Raw genomic sequence first — 16,854 nt, 5'->3', positions numbered from 1 at the left:
TCACGGCTCAGACGACAAAGCGATCATCACGCCAGATCAACCGGGCGATGACAAAGGCGCGGTTCAAGAAGACGTAACGTTGACCACTGGCGGCAACCTAAACGTGGACGACCCTGATGCAGGTGAAGCTGTCTTTCAACCGCAAACAGGCGTTCAAGATGGCAACTGGGGTACCTTCTCTATCGATGAGCAAGGTAACTGGACGTATACGCTGAACAACAGTCACCCAGACGTGCAAGCGTTAGATGCTGATAGCGAACCGGTTATTCGCACCATGACAGTGACGTCTGCGGATGGTACCACTCATGACGTGGTTGTGACGATCACCGGTTCAGACGACAAAGCGGTCATTACGCCAGATCAACCGGGTGATGATAAAGGCGCGGTTCAAGAAGACGTAACGCTGACCACTGGCGGCAACTTAAACGTGGACGACCCTGACGTAGGTGAAGCGGTATTCCAACCACAAACCGACGTTCAAGATGGTAATTGGGGTACTTTCTCTATCGATGAGCAAGGTAACTGGACGTATACGCTGAACAACAGTCACCCAGATGTGCAGGCGTTAGACGCTGATAGCGATCCGGTTATTCGCACCATGACAGTGACGTCTGCGGACGGCACGACTCATGACGTTGTAGTCACCATTACTGGTTCAGACGACAACTCCATTATTACGCCAGATCAACCGGGTGATGATAAGGGCGCGGTTCAAGAAGACGTAACGCTAGCCACTGGCGGTAATTTGAATGTTGATGACCCTGATGTGGGTGAAGCAGCCTTCCAGCCTCAAACTAACGTTCAAGACGGCAATTGGGGCACCTTCTCTATCGATGCAGATGGTAACTGGACCTATGAGCTGAACAATAGCCACCCAGACGTGCAAGCGTTAGACGCCGATAGTGAACCAGTTGTTCGCACTATAGCTGTGCAGTCCGTCGGAGGGGGAGCGCATCAAATTGTAGTGACGATCACGGGCTCAGACGACAAAGCGATCATCACACCAGACCAACCGGGTGATGATAAAGGCGCGGTTCAAGAAGACGTAACGCTGACCACTGGCGGTAACCTAAACGTGGACGACCCTGATGCAGGTGAAGCGGTCTTCCAGCCCCAAATAGACGTTCAAGACGGTAATTGGGGTACTTTCTCTATCGATGAGCAAGGTAACTGGACGTATAAGCTGAACAACAGCCACCCAGATGTGCAAGCGTTAGACGCTGATAGCGATCCGGTGATTCGCACCATGACAGTAACATCTGCGGATGGCACGACTCATGACGTGGTCGTGACGATCACGGGCTCAGACGACAAAGCGGTAATCACACCAGACCAACCGGGTGATGATAAAGGCGCAGTTCAAGAAGACGTAACGCTGACCACTGGCGGCAACTTAAACGTGGACGACCCCGATGCAGGTGAGGCGGTATTCCAACCTCAAACCGACGTTCAAGATGGCAACTGGGGTACATTCACTATCGATGAGCAAGGTAATTGGACCTATAAGCTGAACAACAGCCACCCAGACGTGCAAGCGTTAGACGCTGATAGCGATCCGGTGATCCGCACCATGACAGTGACGTCTGCGGACGGTACGACTCATGACGTGGTTGTGACAATCACGGGCTCAGACGACAAAGCGATCATCACACCTGATCAACCGGGCGATGACAAAGGCGCGGTTCAAGAAGACGTAACGCTGACCACTGGCGGCAACCTAAACGTGGACGACCCTGATGCAGGTGAAGCGGTATTCCAACCGCAGACAGACGTTCAAGACGGCAATTGGGGCACCTTCTCTATCGATGCAGATGGTAACTGGACGTATACACTGAACAACAGTCACCCAGATGTGCAGGCGTTAGACGCCGATAGCGATCCGGTGATTCGCACCATGACAGTGACGTCTGCGGACGGCACGACTCATGACGTGGTCGTGACGATCACGGGCTCAGACGACAAAGCGATCATCACACCAGATCAACCGGGTGATGATAAAGGCGCGGTTCAAGAAGACGTAACGCTGACCACTGGCGGCAACTTAAACGTGGACGACCCTGATGCAGGTGAGGCGGTCTTCCAACCTCAAACCGACGTTCAAGATGACAATTGGGGTACGTTCTCTATCGATGAGCAAGGTAACTGGACGTATAAGCTGAATAACAGCCACCCAGACGTGCAAGCGTTAGACGCTGATAGTGATCCGTTGACTCGCACCATGACAGTTACGTCTGCAGATGGCACGACTCATGACGTGGTTGTGACAATCACGGGCTCAGACGACAAAGCGATCATCACACCTGATCAACCGGGTGATGATAAAGGCGCGGTTCAAGAAGACGTAACGCTGACCACTGGCGGCAACCTAAACGTGGACGACCCTGATGCAGGCGAAGCGGTCTTCCAACCGCAAACGGACGTTCAAGACGGCAATTGGGGTACCTTCTCTATCGATGAGCAAGGTAACTGGACCTATAAGCTGAACAACAGCCACCCAGACGTGCAATCGTTAGACGCCGATAGCGATCCGGTGATTCGTACCATGACAGTAACATCTGCAGATGGCACGACTCATGACGTGGTTGTGACTATTACAGGTAACAACGATGCTCCTGAATTCATTAGTGGAACGAATGATAGCCACGGCCTAGATGAAGATGGCAAAGCCGATACCGATAGTTACCAATTTAGCATTAATGAGAATGCTGTTGCTGGCGTAATTGGGCAGGTTGAGGCATTTGATGTCGATAAAGGTAGCAATGTAACTTATCAGTTAACCAATCATACTGACCTTTTTGAAATAAATAGTCACACAGGTGAGATCAGCGTTAAAAGTGGCGTAGTCTTTGACCATGAAACGTCAGATAGCTACCAACTATTGGTAGAAGCTCAAGACCAGTCTGGAGCGAAGGATACGGCCAACGTCAATGTCGTGATAAATGACATTAACGAAGCTCCAATCGCTGAAGATGACAAGGGTATTGAGAAAGAGACTAAGGTTTTAGATCACACGAACTGGGACGACAGCACCGATATTAGTGTGGATTACTACATCGTTGATACCAACACGGGTAACAAAATCGGTGACGCTAACAAGGCGGATTACACCGGTGACGGTGGTACGCATAAGTTTGGGGTTAGCTCCTCCTTAGATGGCGGTACGGATCAGGTAAAAGACGGTCAAATTGGATTCGATGATGCCACTTCACACAGTGAGGCTATGCGTTTCACTTTCGCTGATGGACAAGTCGCAGATCATGCTGAAGTTCAAGTTGAAAATCTTTGGAGCTCTTGGGAGCCTGGAGTTGAGCGCGGTGTTTGGAAGGCTTACTACAAAGGTGAGGTTGTCGCTTCGGGAGTATTTGAAGGAACTGGCAATGGTAAGCAAGTTGTAAGTATTGATGCGGATGGTCGATATTTTGATAGCATTGAAATGTCAGCCGTGGGTTACAAAGATGGCTTGGTTGATCCTAAGGGGTCGGAGTACTTTGTAACACAAGTTTCTGCCGATTTGACGAGCTTTGATGAGGACTATCAAACAACAGGAGCCGGTATTCTAGAGCTGGATGTGTTAGCGAATGATAGCGATCCAGACGGTGACGAACTGACTATTATTAACTACCCACAAACAGAATATCTAAACTTAATAGATGGCAAATTGGTGTTTGATGCAGCCAAGTATCTTGAGTCATTGCCAGAAGATCAGCGCACGATTAAGACAGGGGAAATAAAGGAATACTCATTTGAATACGTCATTGAAGATGCGGATGGCCTAACTGATAAAGCTGAAGTGACAGTGCATGTAGTAGGTGAGCCTATTTCACTGGATGATTCGCATATCACGCTCGATGAGTCTGCAGTTGGTGCGAACTCTAGCGTACATGCTGAAGGTGATTTAGTTGCCAGCCTTGGTTCTGCATCAGATGCTGAGTTCCGATTTGATTCTGAACAGAATCTGGAGAACGTTACCAGTGAAGGCAAGCCAGTTGTGTTTGAAGTGAGTGATGATCGCGGTACTTTAACCGGATATGTTGGCTCAGGTGATGATAAGGTCAAAGTCATTGAAGCGAGCATTGATGGTAAAACTGGGCATTATACTGTCGAGCAATATGAGCCAGTAGATCACTCTGAACTAGGTGCTGACACGTTAGATATCCCTGTTAGCGTTCAAGTGGATGCGGGTGGCCGAGTTGAAAATGCAACTTTGCACCTTGGAGTTGTTGACTCTTTGCCTTCAGTTAATTCAGAGCATCATGAAATCATGGATGTTGACCCACAAAACAACAGTGTTGTTATCGCGTTAGATGCATCGGGTTCAATGTGGGATGACATGGTTAAAAACGAGCAAGGCGTTGAAGTTACCCGCTGGGACCTAGCACGCAGTGCAATTAAGACCATGTTTGAAAAGTATGATGATCTTGGTGACGTTCGATTTAAGATTGCGACGCACTCAGGTTATCCAGATGGTCAAACGTCTGAATGGCTGGAATCGGTAGATGATATTGATGCTTACTTGGATTCGATTGGTCGCGGCGGCTGGACGCCATATAGCCAAGCGATTGACCAAGTAAATGCTGCCTTAACTGACCTTAGCCAAGAAACAGATGACACTAGCAATCATCAGCTTTACTTTATTTCGGATGGTGCGCCAAGCGACTTCAACTCATGGACAAATACGTCAGATCCGGCATATACAGAGTTGCGCGAGAGCTTAATGAAGTGGTCTACAGCAGACGATTTTGAAAGTGAGCAGCGCTACGAGTACTTAGCTAATGGTTGGGATCAACCGACAGAAGCTGAGCAAAGCATCATTCTTGAAAATGCGATGGAGCGCAGTATCGGGTCGAGCGGTGCATCTTTAGAGAACATCTGGTCAATTGGCATTGGTGCTGGTGCAGATTTGAAGTATCTAGAACCAGTTGCAACCGATAAAGGCTCTGCTCTAGTAGTAACTGACGACTCACAAATAGAGGGGCTTCTGAACAAAACAGTATCAGGACAGCTTCAAAGCAACCTTCTAGATGAGATCGGTGGTGATAGCCAATGGGTGGAGCAAATTGAAGTTGATGGTGAAACCTATCATTACAATAAAGCTGATGGCACAGTAAGTACAAGTAATGGGGCGGTTATCTCTCTACACTCGCTAGCAGAGATCGACACTGAGCATGGTACGCTAACCCTTAACTTTGAGAATGGTCGCTATGACTACAAAGCGACGAATGTTAAGGGGCATCAACAAGAAAAATTCAATATCACCGTTATCGATGCAGACGGAGATACAGTGACTGGTGAAGTGACAATCGATATTCGAGATCGCGCTCCTGAGTTTATTAGCAATACTGATGCAGATCAGACTCATGGAACCGATGTCAGCGGTATGCCAACTGCAGATAATGCAACTTTTAACGTTGCAGAGCAGGAAGCTGGATTGTTGGTGGGTAAGGTTAAAGCTTTCGACCCTGATGGTGCAGATACCATTAAATACGAGCTAAGTGGTGGTGATGCCAATTTATTCCGCGTAGATTCAAATAGCGGTGAGATTTGGCTTAAAGACGGAGTTAAGCTAGACCACTCTGTTCAGGATAGTTATCAGTTGGAAGTCACGGCGACGGATGGTACGGACAAAGACACAACTCAGGTCACTCTAAATGTAACTGAAAACCATGCCCCAACTTCATCGCCAGTACATGGCTTTGCTGAAATGGAAGACTTGCCGATTAACAAAGTGACGGTTGTGTTTGATGAATCAAACAGTATGACTCGCACATTTGATGGGCAAAATACCGTTGGTAGTGAGGCTACTGCAGAAAAGAGCGAATCAAGAGCTTATAAGGCAGCAGAGGCTCTGCATTCCATGGTTGAAAACATGATTGAGGATGGCGGTCAATCTAATACTTTCATTCGTTTGGTTCGTTTTGATGGCGATACGTCTACACAGAGCTGGTTAACTTTAGATCAAGTAGAAGACATGAGTCGTCCGCCTTTGCTGAATGGACGTGATTCCAATGATCCTGAATATCTGAGTGAAGTTGCCTCTTACGTGAGTCGATGGTGTGATATTGATCACGGTACGAACACAGACTATAGCAAGGCACTAGAAGCCGTCATGGCCTCTAACGAAATTGGAACTCGATTCCCTTGGCAAGATGGCTTAGATGAAAACGGCAATTTTGATTGGGATCTGTACTTGAAAGAACAGCCAATCGAAAGTAAAGAGACCATATTCTTTATCTCTGACGGCGCACCAAACCCTAAAGAAGGTGAAACAGCAGCTCCAGATTTGAATGAACGATGGGAAGAGTATAAGCAAACGCATGATGCCAAAGTTTATGGTATTGGTATTGCAACGTCAGACAATGAAAGTGCAGCCCAAGCACTGGAAGAATTGAGCGACCAAGTTGTATTTATCGATTCTGGCGAGCAGTTAGGCCAATTCCTAAATCACTTTTCACCTGAACCAATTGCTGGTGAGTTGCTGTCAGGAAGCCAAGATGCAGATGGCGACATCATGACAGTCTCTTTGGCTGATGGGGACTTCACTCTTTTAAGTGCTGATTTGCATGATGTCACCGTCGACCAAGACCTTGTTTCTTCGACGAGTCAAGTCGATGGGAGCTTACATGTTGAAATGGCATTTGGCTTGTTAGAAGTCGAGTCAAACGGTAGTTACAGCTTTACACAAAGTGATAGCTTTACCTTAGAAGGTAGCCAACAAGTCGATCTTAACTTTCTCTTTAAAGTGTCAGACGGAAGAGGCGGGGTGAGTGACAACGTCTTTACTCTAACACTTAGTGAATCAGGTGCAGACGTCGCTTCTACTGAGCGTCATGCTGTCATGGGTAATGACCTGGCCAACTTGCTTGATGGTAGTGAGACTATTGATATCATGCTGGGACAAGACGGTGCAGATACCTTAAATGGCGCTGCAGGCGATGACATCCTAGTGGGTGGTCTTGGCAATGACATTCTCATCGGAGGTTTAGGGAATGATATCCTAACGGGAGGTGAAGGGAGCGATACGTTTACTTTCACCAATGAGTCTTTAAGTTCTGAAGCATCTATGGATGTCATCAAAGACTTTAATCTCGGTGAAGATAAATTAGACTTGAGTGATATTGTTTCTCCAGTAGATGATGATGTGGCGGCCATGGAAGCCTTGCTGGATCACGTCAGCGCTAGTTTTGATGGTGAACAGGATACCCTCAATCTAACGATTACTAATGAGACTGGCCAATCTACATCGGTCGCACTGGAGCACTTTGACATGTCTGGCCTAGAACTGGGCGCATCAGCGACTTCGCATGAAATTGTTGACCAATTGTTCCAGCATCAAGTGTTTACAACTGACTAAAAATTTAGCGTTGGTAAGATAACTATTAATGTTAAGCGGCATCTGGATTATTCAGATGCCGTTTTATTTTGGTTAATCCAGGGACTACATATTCTGATAACTCGGTCCACCGCCACCTTCTGGTGCTTTCCATGTAATGTTTTGCGATGGATCTTTGATGTCACAGGTTTTGCAATGCACACAGTTTGCGGCATTGATTTGGAATATTCGCTCGCCTTCGACTTCTACCACTTCATACACGCCAGCAGGGCAGTAACGTTGGCTCGGCTCATCAAACTTCTTCAAATGGACTTGAATCGGAATATGAGGATAGGCGAGTTGCAAGTGGCAAGGCTGATTCTCTTCGTGTTGCGTACCTGACAAAAATACCGATGAAGGTTTATCGAAGCTGATTACACCATCTGGTTTCGAGTATTGAATAGGTTGGCACTCGTCGGTTGGTTTCAGTTGTTCATGATCGTGCGAAGGATCTGTGACCGTCCACGGTATTGGTTTCTTTACCAGTGGCTGCCATAGATTGTGCTCGAAGGTGGAAAGTGCGCCGCCGATCACACTGCCGAACTTATGAATATTTGCACCAAAGTTGCGTGTGTCATTAAGTTCTTCATATAACCATGAATCTTCAAACTTGGTTTGGTAATCCGGTTCCGAATTGGATTCTGTGAATGCTTCAGCAATGGCTTCTGCGGCTAACAAACCGGATTTCATCGCAGTATGGCAGCCTTTGATTTTGGCGACGTTTAAGGTGCCCGCATCACAACCAATCAATAAACCGCCGGGGAATTGCTGTCTCGGCAGAGAAGACAGTCCTCCTTTCGCTATGGCTCTTGCGCCGTAAGCGATTCGTTGAGCGCCTTTCAAATGCTGCTCGATTGCAGGGTGGTGCTTAAAGCGTTGAAATTCGTCAAACGGACTCAAGTAAGGATTGCTGTAATTTAAGTCGACAATAAGCCCAACGGCGATTTGGTTGTTCTCCATGTGGTAGAGAAAACCGCCGCCTGTGGTGCTGGATTCACACAGAGGATACCCTGCAGAATGAATCACGCTGCCTGATTGACCTTTGGCATCGACAGGTAACTCCCAAATCTCTTTAAGCCCAAGCGCATAATGTTGCGGTTGTTTATCATCGTCTAAACCAAATCGTTGAATGAGCTCTTTACCTAGATGACCTCGGCACCCCTCGGCGAATACGGTGTATTTGGCTTTTAGCTCAATACCGGCTTCAAAGTTGGGTTTGGCTTCTCCTTTCTTGTCCAAACCCATGTCGCTGGTGTTTACTCCTGTAACAGCGCCAAATGCATCGTAGTTAATCGTGGATGCGGCGAAACCGGGATAGACCTCGACACCAAGTGATTCTGCTTGTTCTGCTAACCAACGACACAAGTTCGCCAAGCTGATGACGTAGTTGTTTTCGTCATTGTGCATTGGGTTAGGTGTAAGAAAGTGGGGAACACGAACGTGATTAAGTTCTGTGGTTAGGTACAAGAAGGCATCGTTTTTTACAGCTGCGGAAAGCGGCGAGCCCATGCTTTGCCAATCAGGAAAAAGTTCATCCAGTGCACGTGTTTCGAATACCGCGCCAGATAAGATATGTGCACCAACTTCTGAACCTTTCTCTACCACACAAATAGACAGCGGTTCACCTTCACGTTCTTGATTGAGTTGCGCTAAGCGGCATGCTGCACTCAAACCAGCAGGTCCGGCGCCGACAATCACCACATCAAATTCCATACATTCTCTTTCCATCTTCTTGCTTCCTTGATACGAAACCTTTCTTTGTGTTTTAGGTGCTTCTTCTATTACGCAGTGCTCGTATAAAGAAATATAGTCCAGTTGACGTAAACGTAAACTAAACTAAGCTCAAATGGTAACGTCATAGGGCGTGATAAAGGTTTTGAGTGACGGTGTCATGATGTATTTTTACCAAGCAAGGTTATGAAAAAACTGAGCTTTAATGCAAATCTTTGTCGCGCATGACCCAATTGCTAGGACGCGTATCGCTTTGCGATCTGCTAGGAGGGAATGTGAAAGTACTGGTTGCGATTAAACGTGTAATTGACCCTTACGTTAAAGTAAGAGTGAAATCTGATGGTTACGGCGTGGAAACCAACAACGTGAAGATGACGATGAACCCATTCTGTGAAATTGCGGTGGAAGAGGCGGTACGCCTTAAAGAAGCTGGGGTAGCAGAAGAGGTGTTAGTGGTGTCGATTGGTGACACTAGTTGTCAGGAACAATTGCGCTCAGCGCTTGCATTAGGTGCGGATCGTGCGATTCATATTGATGTTGAACAGTCACCAGAACCGCTTGCGGTCGCGAAGTTACTCAAAGTCGTGATGGAACAAGAACAGGCTCAATTGGTGCTTCTGGGTAAACAGTCAATCGATACGGATAACAACCAAGTCGCGCAAATGTTGGCAGCACTGTCGAATCGTCCGCAGGGGACATTTGCATCGGAAGTGAAAGTAGAAGGGGAAACGGTTCTGGTTACGCGAGAAATCGATGGTGGCTTAGAGACGCTCAAACTGGATCTGCCTGCGATCATCAGCACGGATTTGCGTTTGAATGAACCGCGTTACGCCTCACTACCTAATATCATGAAAGCAAAGAAGAAGCCTCTATCGGTAATGACGCCAGACTTCTTTGGGGTGAGTGTCGAGCGTTCTCAGCAAGTGCTGGAAGTTATGACTCCGCCTGCCCGTAAAGCTGGCGAAATAGTTGGTAGTGTGAGCGAGTTAGTCGACAAACTCAAAAATGAAGCGAAAGTGATTTAGGAGGCATAACTATGGAAAACAAACCGTTAGCAACCTTGGTCGTTGTAGAACACGATAACCAATCACTTTCAGTCGATACACTACGCGCGTTGAGCGCTGCTTCTCAAGTTCAACAAGACGGCGCCTCTTTGCCTGTCACCGCTTTGTTAGTCGGGCACCAATGCAGCTCAGTTTTGGATGAGTTGAAGTGTGTGCAAGGTATCTCTCAGATCGTTGTGATTGATGCAGCTGAATACCAGCATGCATTGGCAGAAAACCAGTCTACCTTGATTGCCGAAGTTGGTCGGGATTATTCGCACATCCTAGCTCCTGCGAGTACCTTCGGTAAGAACTTGATGCCCCGAGTCGCTGCCTTACTGGATGTTGGGCAGTTGTCAGATGTGATTGCAATTGAATCGCTCGATACGGTTGTTCGCCCCATCTATGCCGGTAATGCGTTAGCCAGAGTTCGTTCGGACGATGCAACCAAAGTGATGACGATTCGAAGCTCAGCGTTTGACGCAATTGCTCTGTCTGACTCTCCAGTAGCCGAGAATGTCGTGACGTTAGAAACGGTCATTAAGGTAGAGCACAGTGAGTTTGTTTCACAGCAAAAAGCGGAAAGCGAAAGACCAGAGCTACCAGCAGCAAACGTTGTGGTTTCTGGTGGTCGAGGGTTAGGTAGCAAAGAGAATTTTGCGCTGGTGGAACAGCTTGCAGATAAGCTTGGTGGTGCAATTGGCGCATCACGCGCTGCGGTAGACGCAGGTTTTGTCTCTAACGATTTGCAAGTTGGGCAAACGGGTAAGATTGTCGCGCCTCAACTGTACATTGCCGTGGGTATTTCCGGTGCAATTCAACATTTAGCAGGGATGAAAGATTCCAAGGTGATTGTGGCGATCAACAGTGATCCTGAAGCGCCAATCTTCCAAGTCGCAGACTATGGTTTGGTTGGTGATTTGTTTGAGATTATGCCGGAGTTGTTGGAGAAGGTTTAAGTTCGGTATTTGTAGGGCGCCGTTCCCTAGAGTGAAGAATGAGCGAGTAGGGAATCTCTCATTTAAATTCATCTTCAAAACAAAAGGGCTTCCAATCGAAAGCCCTTTTGTTACTCATGGAAAACGTTACTTAAACGCTCGGTTTTCTTAGGTGCTCTGCCAGTACTTTTGTGAACCTTGCTGCTTCACCGCCGGTACATGCTCGGTGGTCAAACGTAATCGACAGCGGCATGGCTTTCACTGCTACAGCTTGCCCGTCTCGAATTACGACCTTCTTAATGATTCGACCAGCACCGACAATCGCGACTTGTGGCGGCGTGACCACAGGCGTTGCGTATATGCCTGCAATTGCACCAAAGTTTGAGAGCGTAATGGTGGCGTGTTGCAACTGCTCACGGCCAATCTTACGTTCGCGTATGCCTTGTACGGTTTCATCTAACCAACGACGTACCTCTTGCGGCTCGTATTCATCAGCGTGTCGTAGAACAGGCACGTACAAACCGTGTCGGCTGTCTACGGCAATACCAATATTGACCGTGCTGTGGACACAACGCGTCATGGTTTCGGCATCAAACCACGCATTCATAGCAGGCTCTTCCTGACACGCATGCACGATCGCTTGGACCAGACGAATACTGATGTCTTCACCTTGCTTCCAGCCTTCCAAGACAGCTTCTTCAGTAATGGTCACTGCCGCGACATTGTGGTGGGATTCCGCCATGGTCGACACCATGGTTCGGCGTGCGCCTTTGAGTACTTCCGTACCTGGGCGCTGTTTGCCGGCTTCGTCGTAAATGTCGGCATCGACGATCAAACCGTCCGGACCACTGCCTTTGACCAAATCTAAATCCACACCCAGTTTCTTCGCTAATAGGCGAGCAGAAGGAAGTGCAGTGATGAGGTTATCTGGCGATGGATTGTGTTCGCCGCCAATCCAGAAATCGTCCACATTTACGCTGTGTGCATGTTGGGAGACATTACCAACACCGTTGCTGCATCGGCAGTTTGCTTCTGTTCGGAGACGGTTTGCTCTGCTCCGGTTTCGTCGATTTCCAGAAGTAGAGCACCAATGTTGATTACGTCGCCTTCTTCGCCATGACGACTCACGATACGACCGCTATAAGGAGCAGGAACATCCACGGTCGCTTTTGCGGTTTCTACGGTAAGCACCACTTGATCGAGCTTGACCATATCGCCAACACTAATATGCCATTTGACAATTTCTGACTCAGCGAGACCTTCGCCGAGATCGGGTAAGTTAAACGTCTTCATTTCCAATCCTCCACGAGTTCGCGCGCGGCGAGCACAATGTCTTCTTCCTGAGTCATGTAATAATCTTCGTTGCGGTAGTACGGCATGATGGTATCCATGCCCGTGACACGTTTTGGTGGTGCTTTGAGTAGGCACATGGCATGTTCTGCGGTTCTGGCTAACAGTTCTGAGCCGACACCACAGGTTTTACTTGCTTCATGGACCACCAAGAGGCGTCCGGTTTTCTCAAGTGAACGGAAGATGGTCGCGGTATCAATGGGTTTGATGCTGGCTAAATCAATCACCTCAACTTCGATACCTTGATTGGACAGTGTTTGAGCCGCTTGCAGTGATTCGACAACACATGCCCCCCCCAAGTCACTAACGTAATGTCGCGACCTTTGCGAAGGGTAAAGCAAGTGTCGAGAGGTAGCGCTTCGCCATTATCCACCACTTCAGATTTCACTGTGCGATAGATACGTTTTGGCTCAAAGAACATCACCGGATCGTTGCTACGAATGGCTGCTAGAAGCAAACCATAAGCGCGTTGCGGTGATGAAGGAATCACAACCTTAAAGCCTGCGGTGTGAGCAAACAACGCTTCTACACTTTCAGAATGGTGCTCTGGTGCATGAATACCGCCACCAAAGGGCGCGCGGAACACTGCAGGGCAGGTGAGTCGACCACGAGTACGGTTACGCATTCGTGCCGCATGACACATCAAATGCTCTAATGCAGGGAAGACAAAGCCTTGGAATTGAAACTCTGCCACAGGTCGTAAGCCTTGCGTTGCCATGCCGACAGTGACACCGCCAATAAGCGCTTCAGCAAGAGGTGTGTCGATAACGCGCTTAAGACCGTATTTTTGTTTGAGTCCAACTGTGGCGCGGAATACACCGCCGTTATCACCCACGTCTTCGCCAAGGACGATGACATTCGGATCGTGTTCCATTTCATGGTGCAGTGCGAGGTTCACTGCTTCAACTAACGTGAGTTCAGCCATGTTTCCCTCCCTGCATTCGCATTGCTTTGTTGATTAGCTCATCCCTTTGCGCATGAAGCTCTTGGGGTAGGGATTCATAAAGGAAGTCGAAGCCCGTTTCAGGCGCTTGATTCGGCATATTGAGATAACGTTCAACGGCGAGTTCAACTTGTTCTTTGCAGTGGGTTTGCCACTCTTGCTCTTTCTCGTTACTCCAAACGCCTTGATTGGTGAGAAAGGCTTTAAGTCGACGGACGGGCTCATATTGCCAAGCCGTTTGAACTTCATCCTCGTTACGATAACGGGTCGCGTCGTCGGCAGTAGTGTGATCGCTCAAGCGGTAACTTATGGCTTCTATTAACGTTGCGCCTTTGCCTTTTCTGGCTCGGTTAAGCGCATTCTTCGTTGCATCAAACACCGCAACGATGTCATTGCCATCCACCGTAATACCGGGGATGCCGGCGCCTTTGGCTTTTTCTGAGAGAAATTCCGCAGCGCATTGCAAACTACGCGGTACGGAGATAGCCCATTGGTTGTTGTTTACGACGAACACCAGTGGAATGTTCCATGCGCCCGCACAGTTAACGGATTCGAGGAAGTCGCCTTTTGATGTTGCGCCGTCACCACACATCACCAAGGCTGCCTCATGGTTGCCTTGGATCTTCAGTGCAGATGCAACACCCACCGCATGAGTGCATTGGGTGGCGATAGGCACGCAGAAAGGTAAGTCTCGGCTAGGGAATGGGCTGCCTTCGGGTGCGAAGTCGCTTCCGCGCTCATCGCCTCCCCAGTATTGCAGGTTCTTTTCCATTCCTATGCCACGACACAACATGGCAGGCATGTCGCGATAGTATGGAACAAAGACGTCACTGGCTTTTAGTGCTCTGCCTACGGCAACCCCAATGGCTTCCGAGCCAAGATGCGAAGGGTAGGTGCCTAATTTACCAGTGCGTTGCAGGGCAACGGCTTTGTTATCGTAGGTGCGAGTTAATACCATATCTTGGTAAAACCCGACCAAGGTTTCTAGATCAGCCCAGTTGGGTAGTTGGCTGACGAGGTTCCCATCATGGTCGATAAACCGATGCATGGGTAATGCCTGAACGTTCATCTCAAGCTCCTTTTGACGCTGCGGGTCTTTTGGACTGCAGCTGCTCATAGTTAAATCAAAGTCTGTATGGGTACTCAGTCTTTGATATCAGCGCAAAAGGTCATACCTAGGATTGCAGTTGTTTTTGTTAGTTATCGACGCACCTCTTTTCCGTCTCTCTAGCAAAACCGTGTTGTGGTAAACACAAGGCGACATCTCATACTGCTGTTTACACCGCCTAATCCAGTGATGAATCTTGGTATAACCAGATATAGTAAGTGTAAACAAATTGTTAAATTGTGCTTTGGTTTGAGTTATCTTCATCAGTAAAGTTTCGCTTACACCGCACTTTTCTAGGATAAAACACTGCTTTTTAGAATTGTAAGTTTTCAAAGTTGAAGGGATTCACTGAGCTTGATATGAAAATTGTAATAAAATTGTGTTGTGAAATTTCACAGAGGATTCGTTTTAATCTGCAGGGTTTATGTATGAACTTTTGAGCTCTCTCGTCAAGGGAGGGACATTTGTCCTCTAGATTTCGCCAAGACGGCGTTACCATAAACACGAAAATTATCAATACAACAGAAAGGTGCTTTGCTCTTCCTTGTTCTTACTGGCAGTGGGAAAATGAGCGCACTAATAATTATAGGGCAACGCCATGAACGTACTCGTTATTAATGGTCATCCAAATTTGGACCGTTCTTACGCAAACTCTGAAATCCTATCCCATTTCTCTCAGAACACGAGTTGGCAGATTGCAAATGCCACTGATTTTACTGGAGATATAAAATCTGAGCAGCAACGTCTTCTTAGTTCTGATCTGGTTATTATTCAGTTCCCACTTTACTGGAGTACGTTTCCATCAGTATTAAAAGAGTGGATCGATCAAGTATTTACCTATGGATTTGCTTTTGGTCCAAATGGAAGCCAGTTAAAAAACAAAAAAGTGTTGTTTTCAATCACGGCCGGGGCGACAGCAGAATCATACTCTGAATCTGGTTTTAACTTTATGCCTCTAGAGTGTTATCAGCGAGCGTTTGAACATGCATTTAAAGCTGCTGAAATGAATATTGTCGACACCATCGTTACATTTGAAATGAATGCCATTCCAGAGGAAGGCGGTGATGTAGAAAAAACCATCGAGTTAGCTCACCAGCACGCAAGTCAGGTTATCAAAGTCGTAGATTCTCACAACGGATAAAACATTATGCTTCAGTCATTACTTGGTATCGCCGTATTACTCGGTGTGGGCTTCCTATGCTCAGAAAACAGAAAACAAATTAGTTGGCGTGCGGTTTCTGGCGCGTTTGGAATCATCTTGGTTGTTGCGGGCTTTGTATTGGCAACAGATATTGGTGCAGATGTATTGCTATCAGTGTCTAGTGCAGTCGGTAAGGTGTTTAGCTATGGCACGGAAGGCATTAAGTTTGCGTTTGGTAGCTTAGTGAACTTCAGCGTTGATGGTATAGGGTTTATTTGGGCGCTACAGGTTCTTCCACAAATCATTTTCACAGCGTCACTGACCTCCCTTCTTTACTATTTAGGCATCATGCAGTGGTTCGTTCGAATCATTGGTGGTGGATTGCAGCGAGTGCTGGGCACATCTCGTGCAGAGTCAATGAACGCTGCTGGTAACATTGTATTAGGCCAAACAGAAGCTCCGTTGCTGGTGAAGCCATACCATCGCGTACTAACACGAGCACAGATCTTCGCTATTATGGTGGGCGGCTTGTCGTCTATTGCAGGCTCAATTCTGGCAGGTCTTGCTGGCATGGGTGTTGATCTCAACTACTTAATCATGGCGTGTTTTATGTCTGCACCTGCAGGATTGATGTTCGCAAAGTTGATCATCCCTGAAACAGAAGAAACGATCGATGAAGTGCCAGAACTGCCAGATAATGAAAAACCGACGAGCTTTATTGATGCGGTAGCGAAGGGCGCGATCGCAGGTACCTCTATTGCGGCAATTGTGGGTGCGGTCATTATCTCATGTATTGGCTTAATGGCGATGTTAAATGGCGGCTTGGGTGCGATAGGAGAGTTCTTTGGGTTTAATGGCTTAACGGTTGATGTCATCCTTGGCGTTCTATTCTCTCCTGTTGCTTGGCTGATTGGTGTTCCTTGGGGCGAAGCCATGAGTGCAGGGGCATTTTTGGGCCAGAAAATTGCCCTTAATGAGTTCGTTGCTTTCGCAAGTATGGGTGGGGTAGAACTGAGCGATCGTACAACAGCGATCATGACCATTGCTTTATGTGGCTTTGCTAACATTGGCTCGGTTGCAATGGTTTGTGGTGCACTAAGCAGCATGATCCCAGATAGAGCGGGTGTTATCGGTAAGCTAGGCATGAAAGTACTACTTGCTGCAACTCTTGCAAACCTGATGAACGCAGCAATTGTTGGTTTGTTCGTTTAGACATTTATAATTGAGTCGA

General features: G+C 47.5%; 7 protein-coding genes and 2 pseudogenes. 5 read left to right on the top strand and 4 right to left on the bottom strand.

Annotated elements, in window-relative coordinates:
* Nucleotides 1–7,351 (top strand): VCBS domain-containing protein (locus tag B853_RS24025; RefSeq protein WP_128827031.1); only part of this gene is annotated, 7,351 nt, incomplete at its 5' end.
* An 84-nt stretch (nucleotides 7,352–7,435) separates the two neighbouring features.
* Here B853_RS24025 and B853_RS24020 read toward each other — a convergent pair.
* On the bottom strand, nucleotides 7,436–9,097 hold the full coding sequence (locus B853_RS24020) for an electron transfer flavoprotein-ubiquinone oxidoreductase (protein WP_038886061.1): 1,662 nt from the start codon (nucleotides 9,095–9,097) through the stop codon (nucleotides 7,436–7,438).
* Nucleotides 9,098–9,375: 278 nt separating this feature from the next.
* On the opposite strand from B853_RS24020, the gene B853_RS24015 reads away from it, so the two are divergent.
* Entirely contained in the window at nucleotides 9,376–10,125 is a 750-nt protein-coding gene (locus B853_RS24015) for an electron transfer flavoprotein subunit beta/FixA family protein (RefSeq protein ID WP_038886063.1), read from the top strand.
* An 11-nt stretch (nucleotides 10,126–10,136) separates the two neighbouring features.
* A complete protein-coding gene (locus B853_RS24010) occupies nucleotides 10,137–11,102 on the top strand; it encodes an electron transfer flavoprotein subunit alpha/FixB family protein (RefSeq protein WP_038886065.1) in 966 nt (321 codons plus the stop codon).
* A 130-nt stretch (nucleotides 11,103–11,232) separates the two neighbouring features.
* Here the strand turns inward: B853_RS24010 and B853_RS24005 are convergent.
* The 3 genes and pseudogenes from B853_RS24005 to pdhA all read right to left on the bottom strand — a co-directional run bounded on the left by B853_RS24005 (nucleotide 11,233) and on the right by pdhA (nucleotide 14,443).
* Nucleotides 11,233–12,374: pseudogene (locus B853_RS24005) on the bottom strand (dihydrolipoamide acetyltransferase family protein).
* A pseudogene (locus B853_RS24000) lies at nucleotides 12,371–13,356 on the bottom strand (alpha-ketoacid dehydrogenase subunit beta). Before B853_RS24000 ends, B853_RS24005 begins: the two co-directional pseudogenes overlap by 4 nt.
* On the bottom strand, nucleotides 13,349–14,443 hold the full coding sequence (gene pdhA / locus B853_RS23995; RefSeq protein WP_038886426.1) for a pyruvate dehydrogenase (acetyl-transferring) E1 component subunit alpha: 1,095 nt from the start codon (nucleotides 14,441–14,443) through the stop codon (nucleotides 13,349–13,351). Before pdhA ends, B853_RS24000 begins: the two are co-directional and overlap by 8 nt.
* A gap of 637 nt (nucleotides 14,444–15,080) precedes the next feature.
* On the opposite strand from pdhA, the gene B853_RS23990 reads away from it, so the two are divergent.
* Nucleotides 15,081–15,623, top strand: coding sequence for an NAD(P)H-dependent oxidoreductase (locus B853_RS23990; RefSeq protein WP_038886424.1), 543 nt, complete (start codon nucleotides 15,081–15,083; stop codon nucleotides 15,621–15,623).
* Nucleotides 15,624–15,629: 6 nt separating this feature from the next.
* Complete coding sequence (locus tag B853_RS23985; protein ID WP_038886423.1) at nucleotides 15,630–16,835, top strand: NupC/NupG family nucleoside CNT transporter; 1,206 nt, start codon at nucleotides 15,630–15,632, stop codon at nucleotides 16,833–16,835.
* The last annotated feature ends 19 nt before the right edge of the window (nucleotides 16,836–16,854 follow it).

The sequence above is a fragment of the Vibrio rotiferianus CAIM 577 = LMG 21460 genome (genome assembly GCF_002741985.1).
Lineage (GTDB): Bacteria > Pseudomonadota > Gammaproteobacteria > Enterobacterales > Vibrionaceae > Vibrio > Vibrio rotiferianus.
This window is presented reverse-complemented; position numbering and strand designations above follow the sequence as displayed.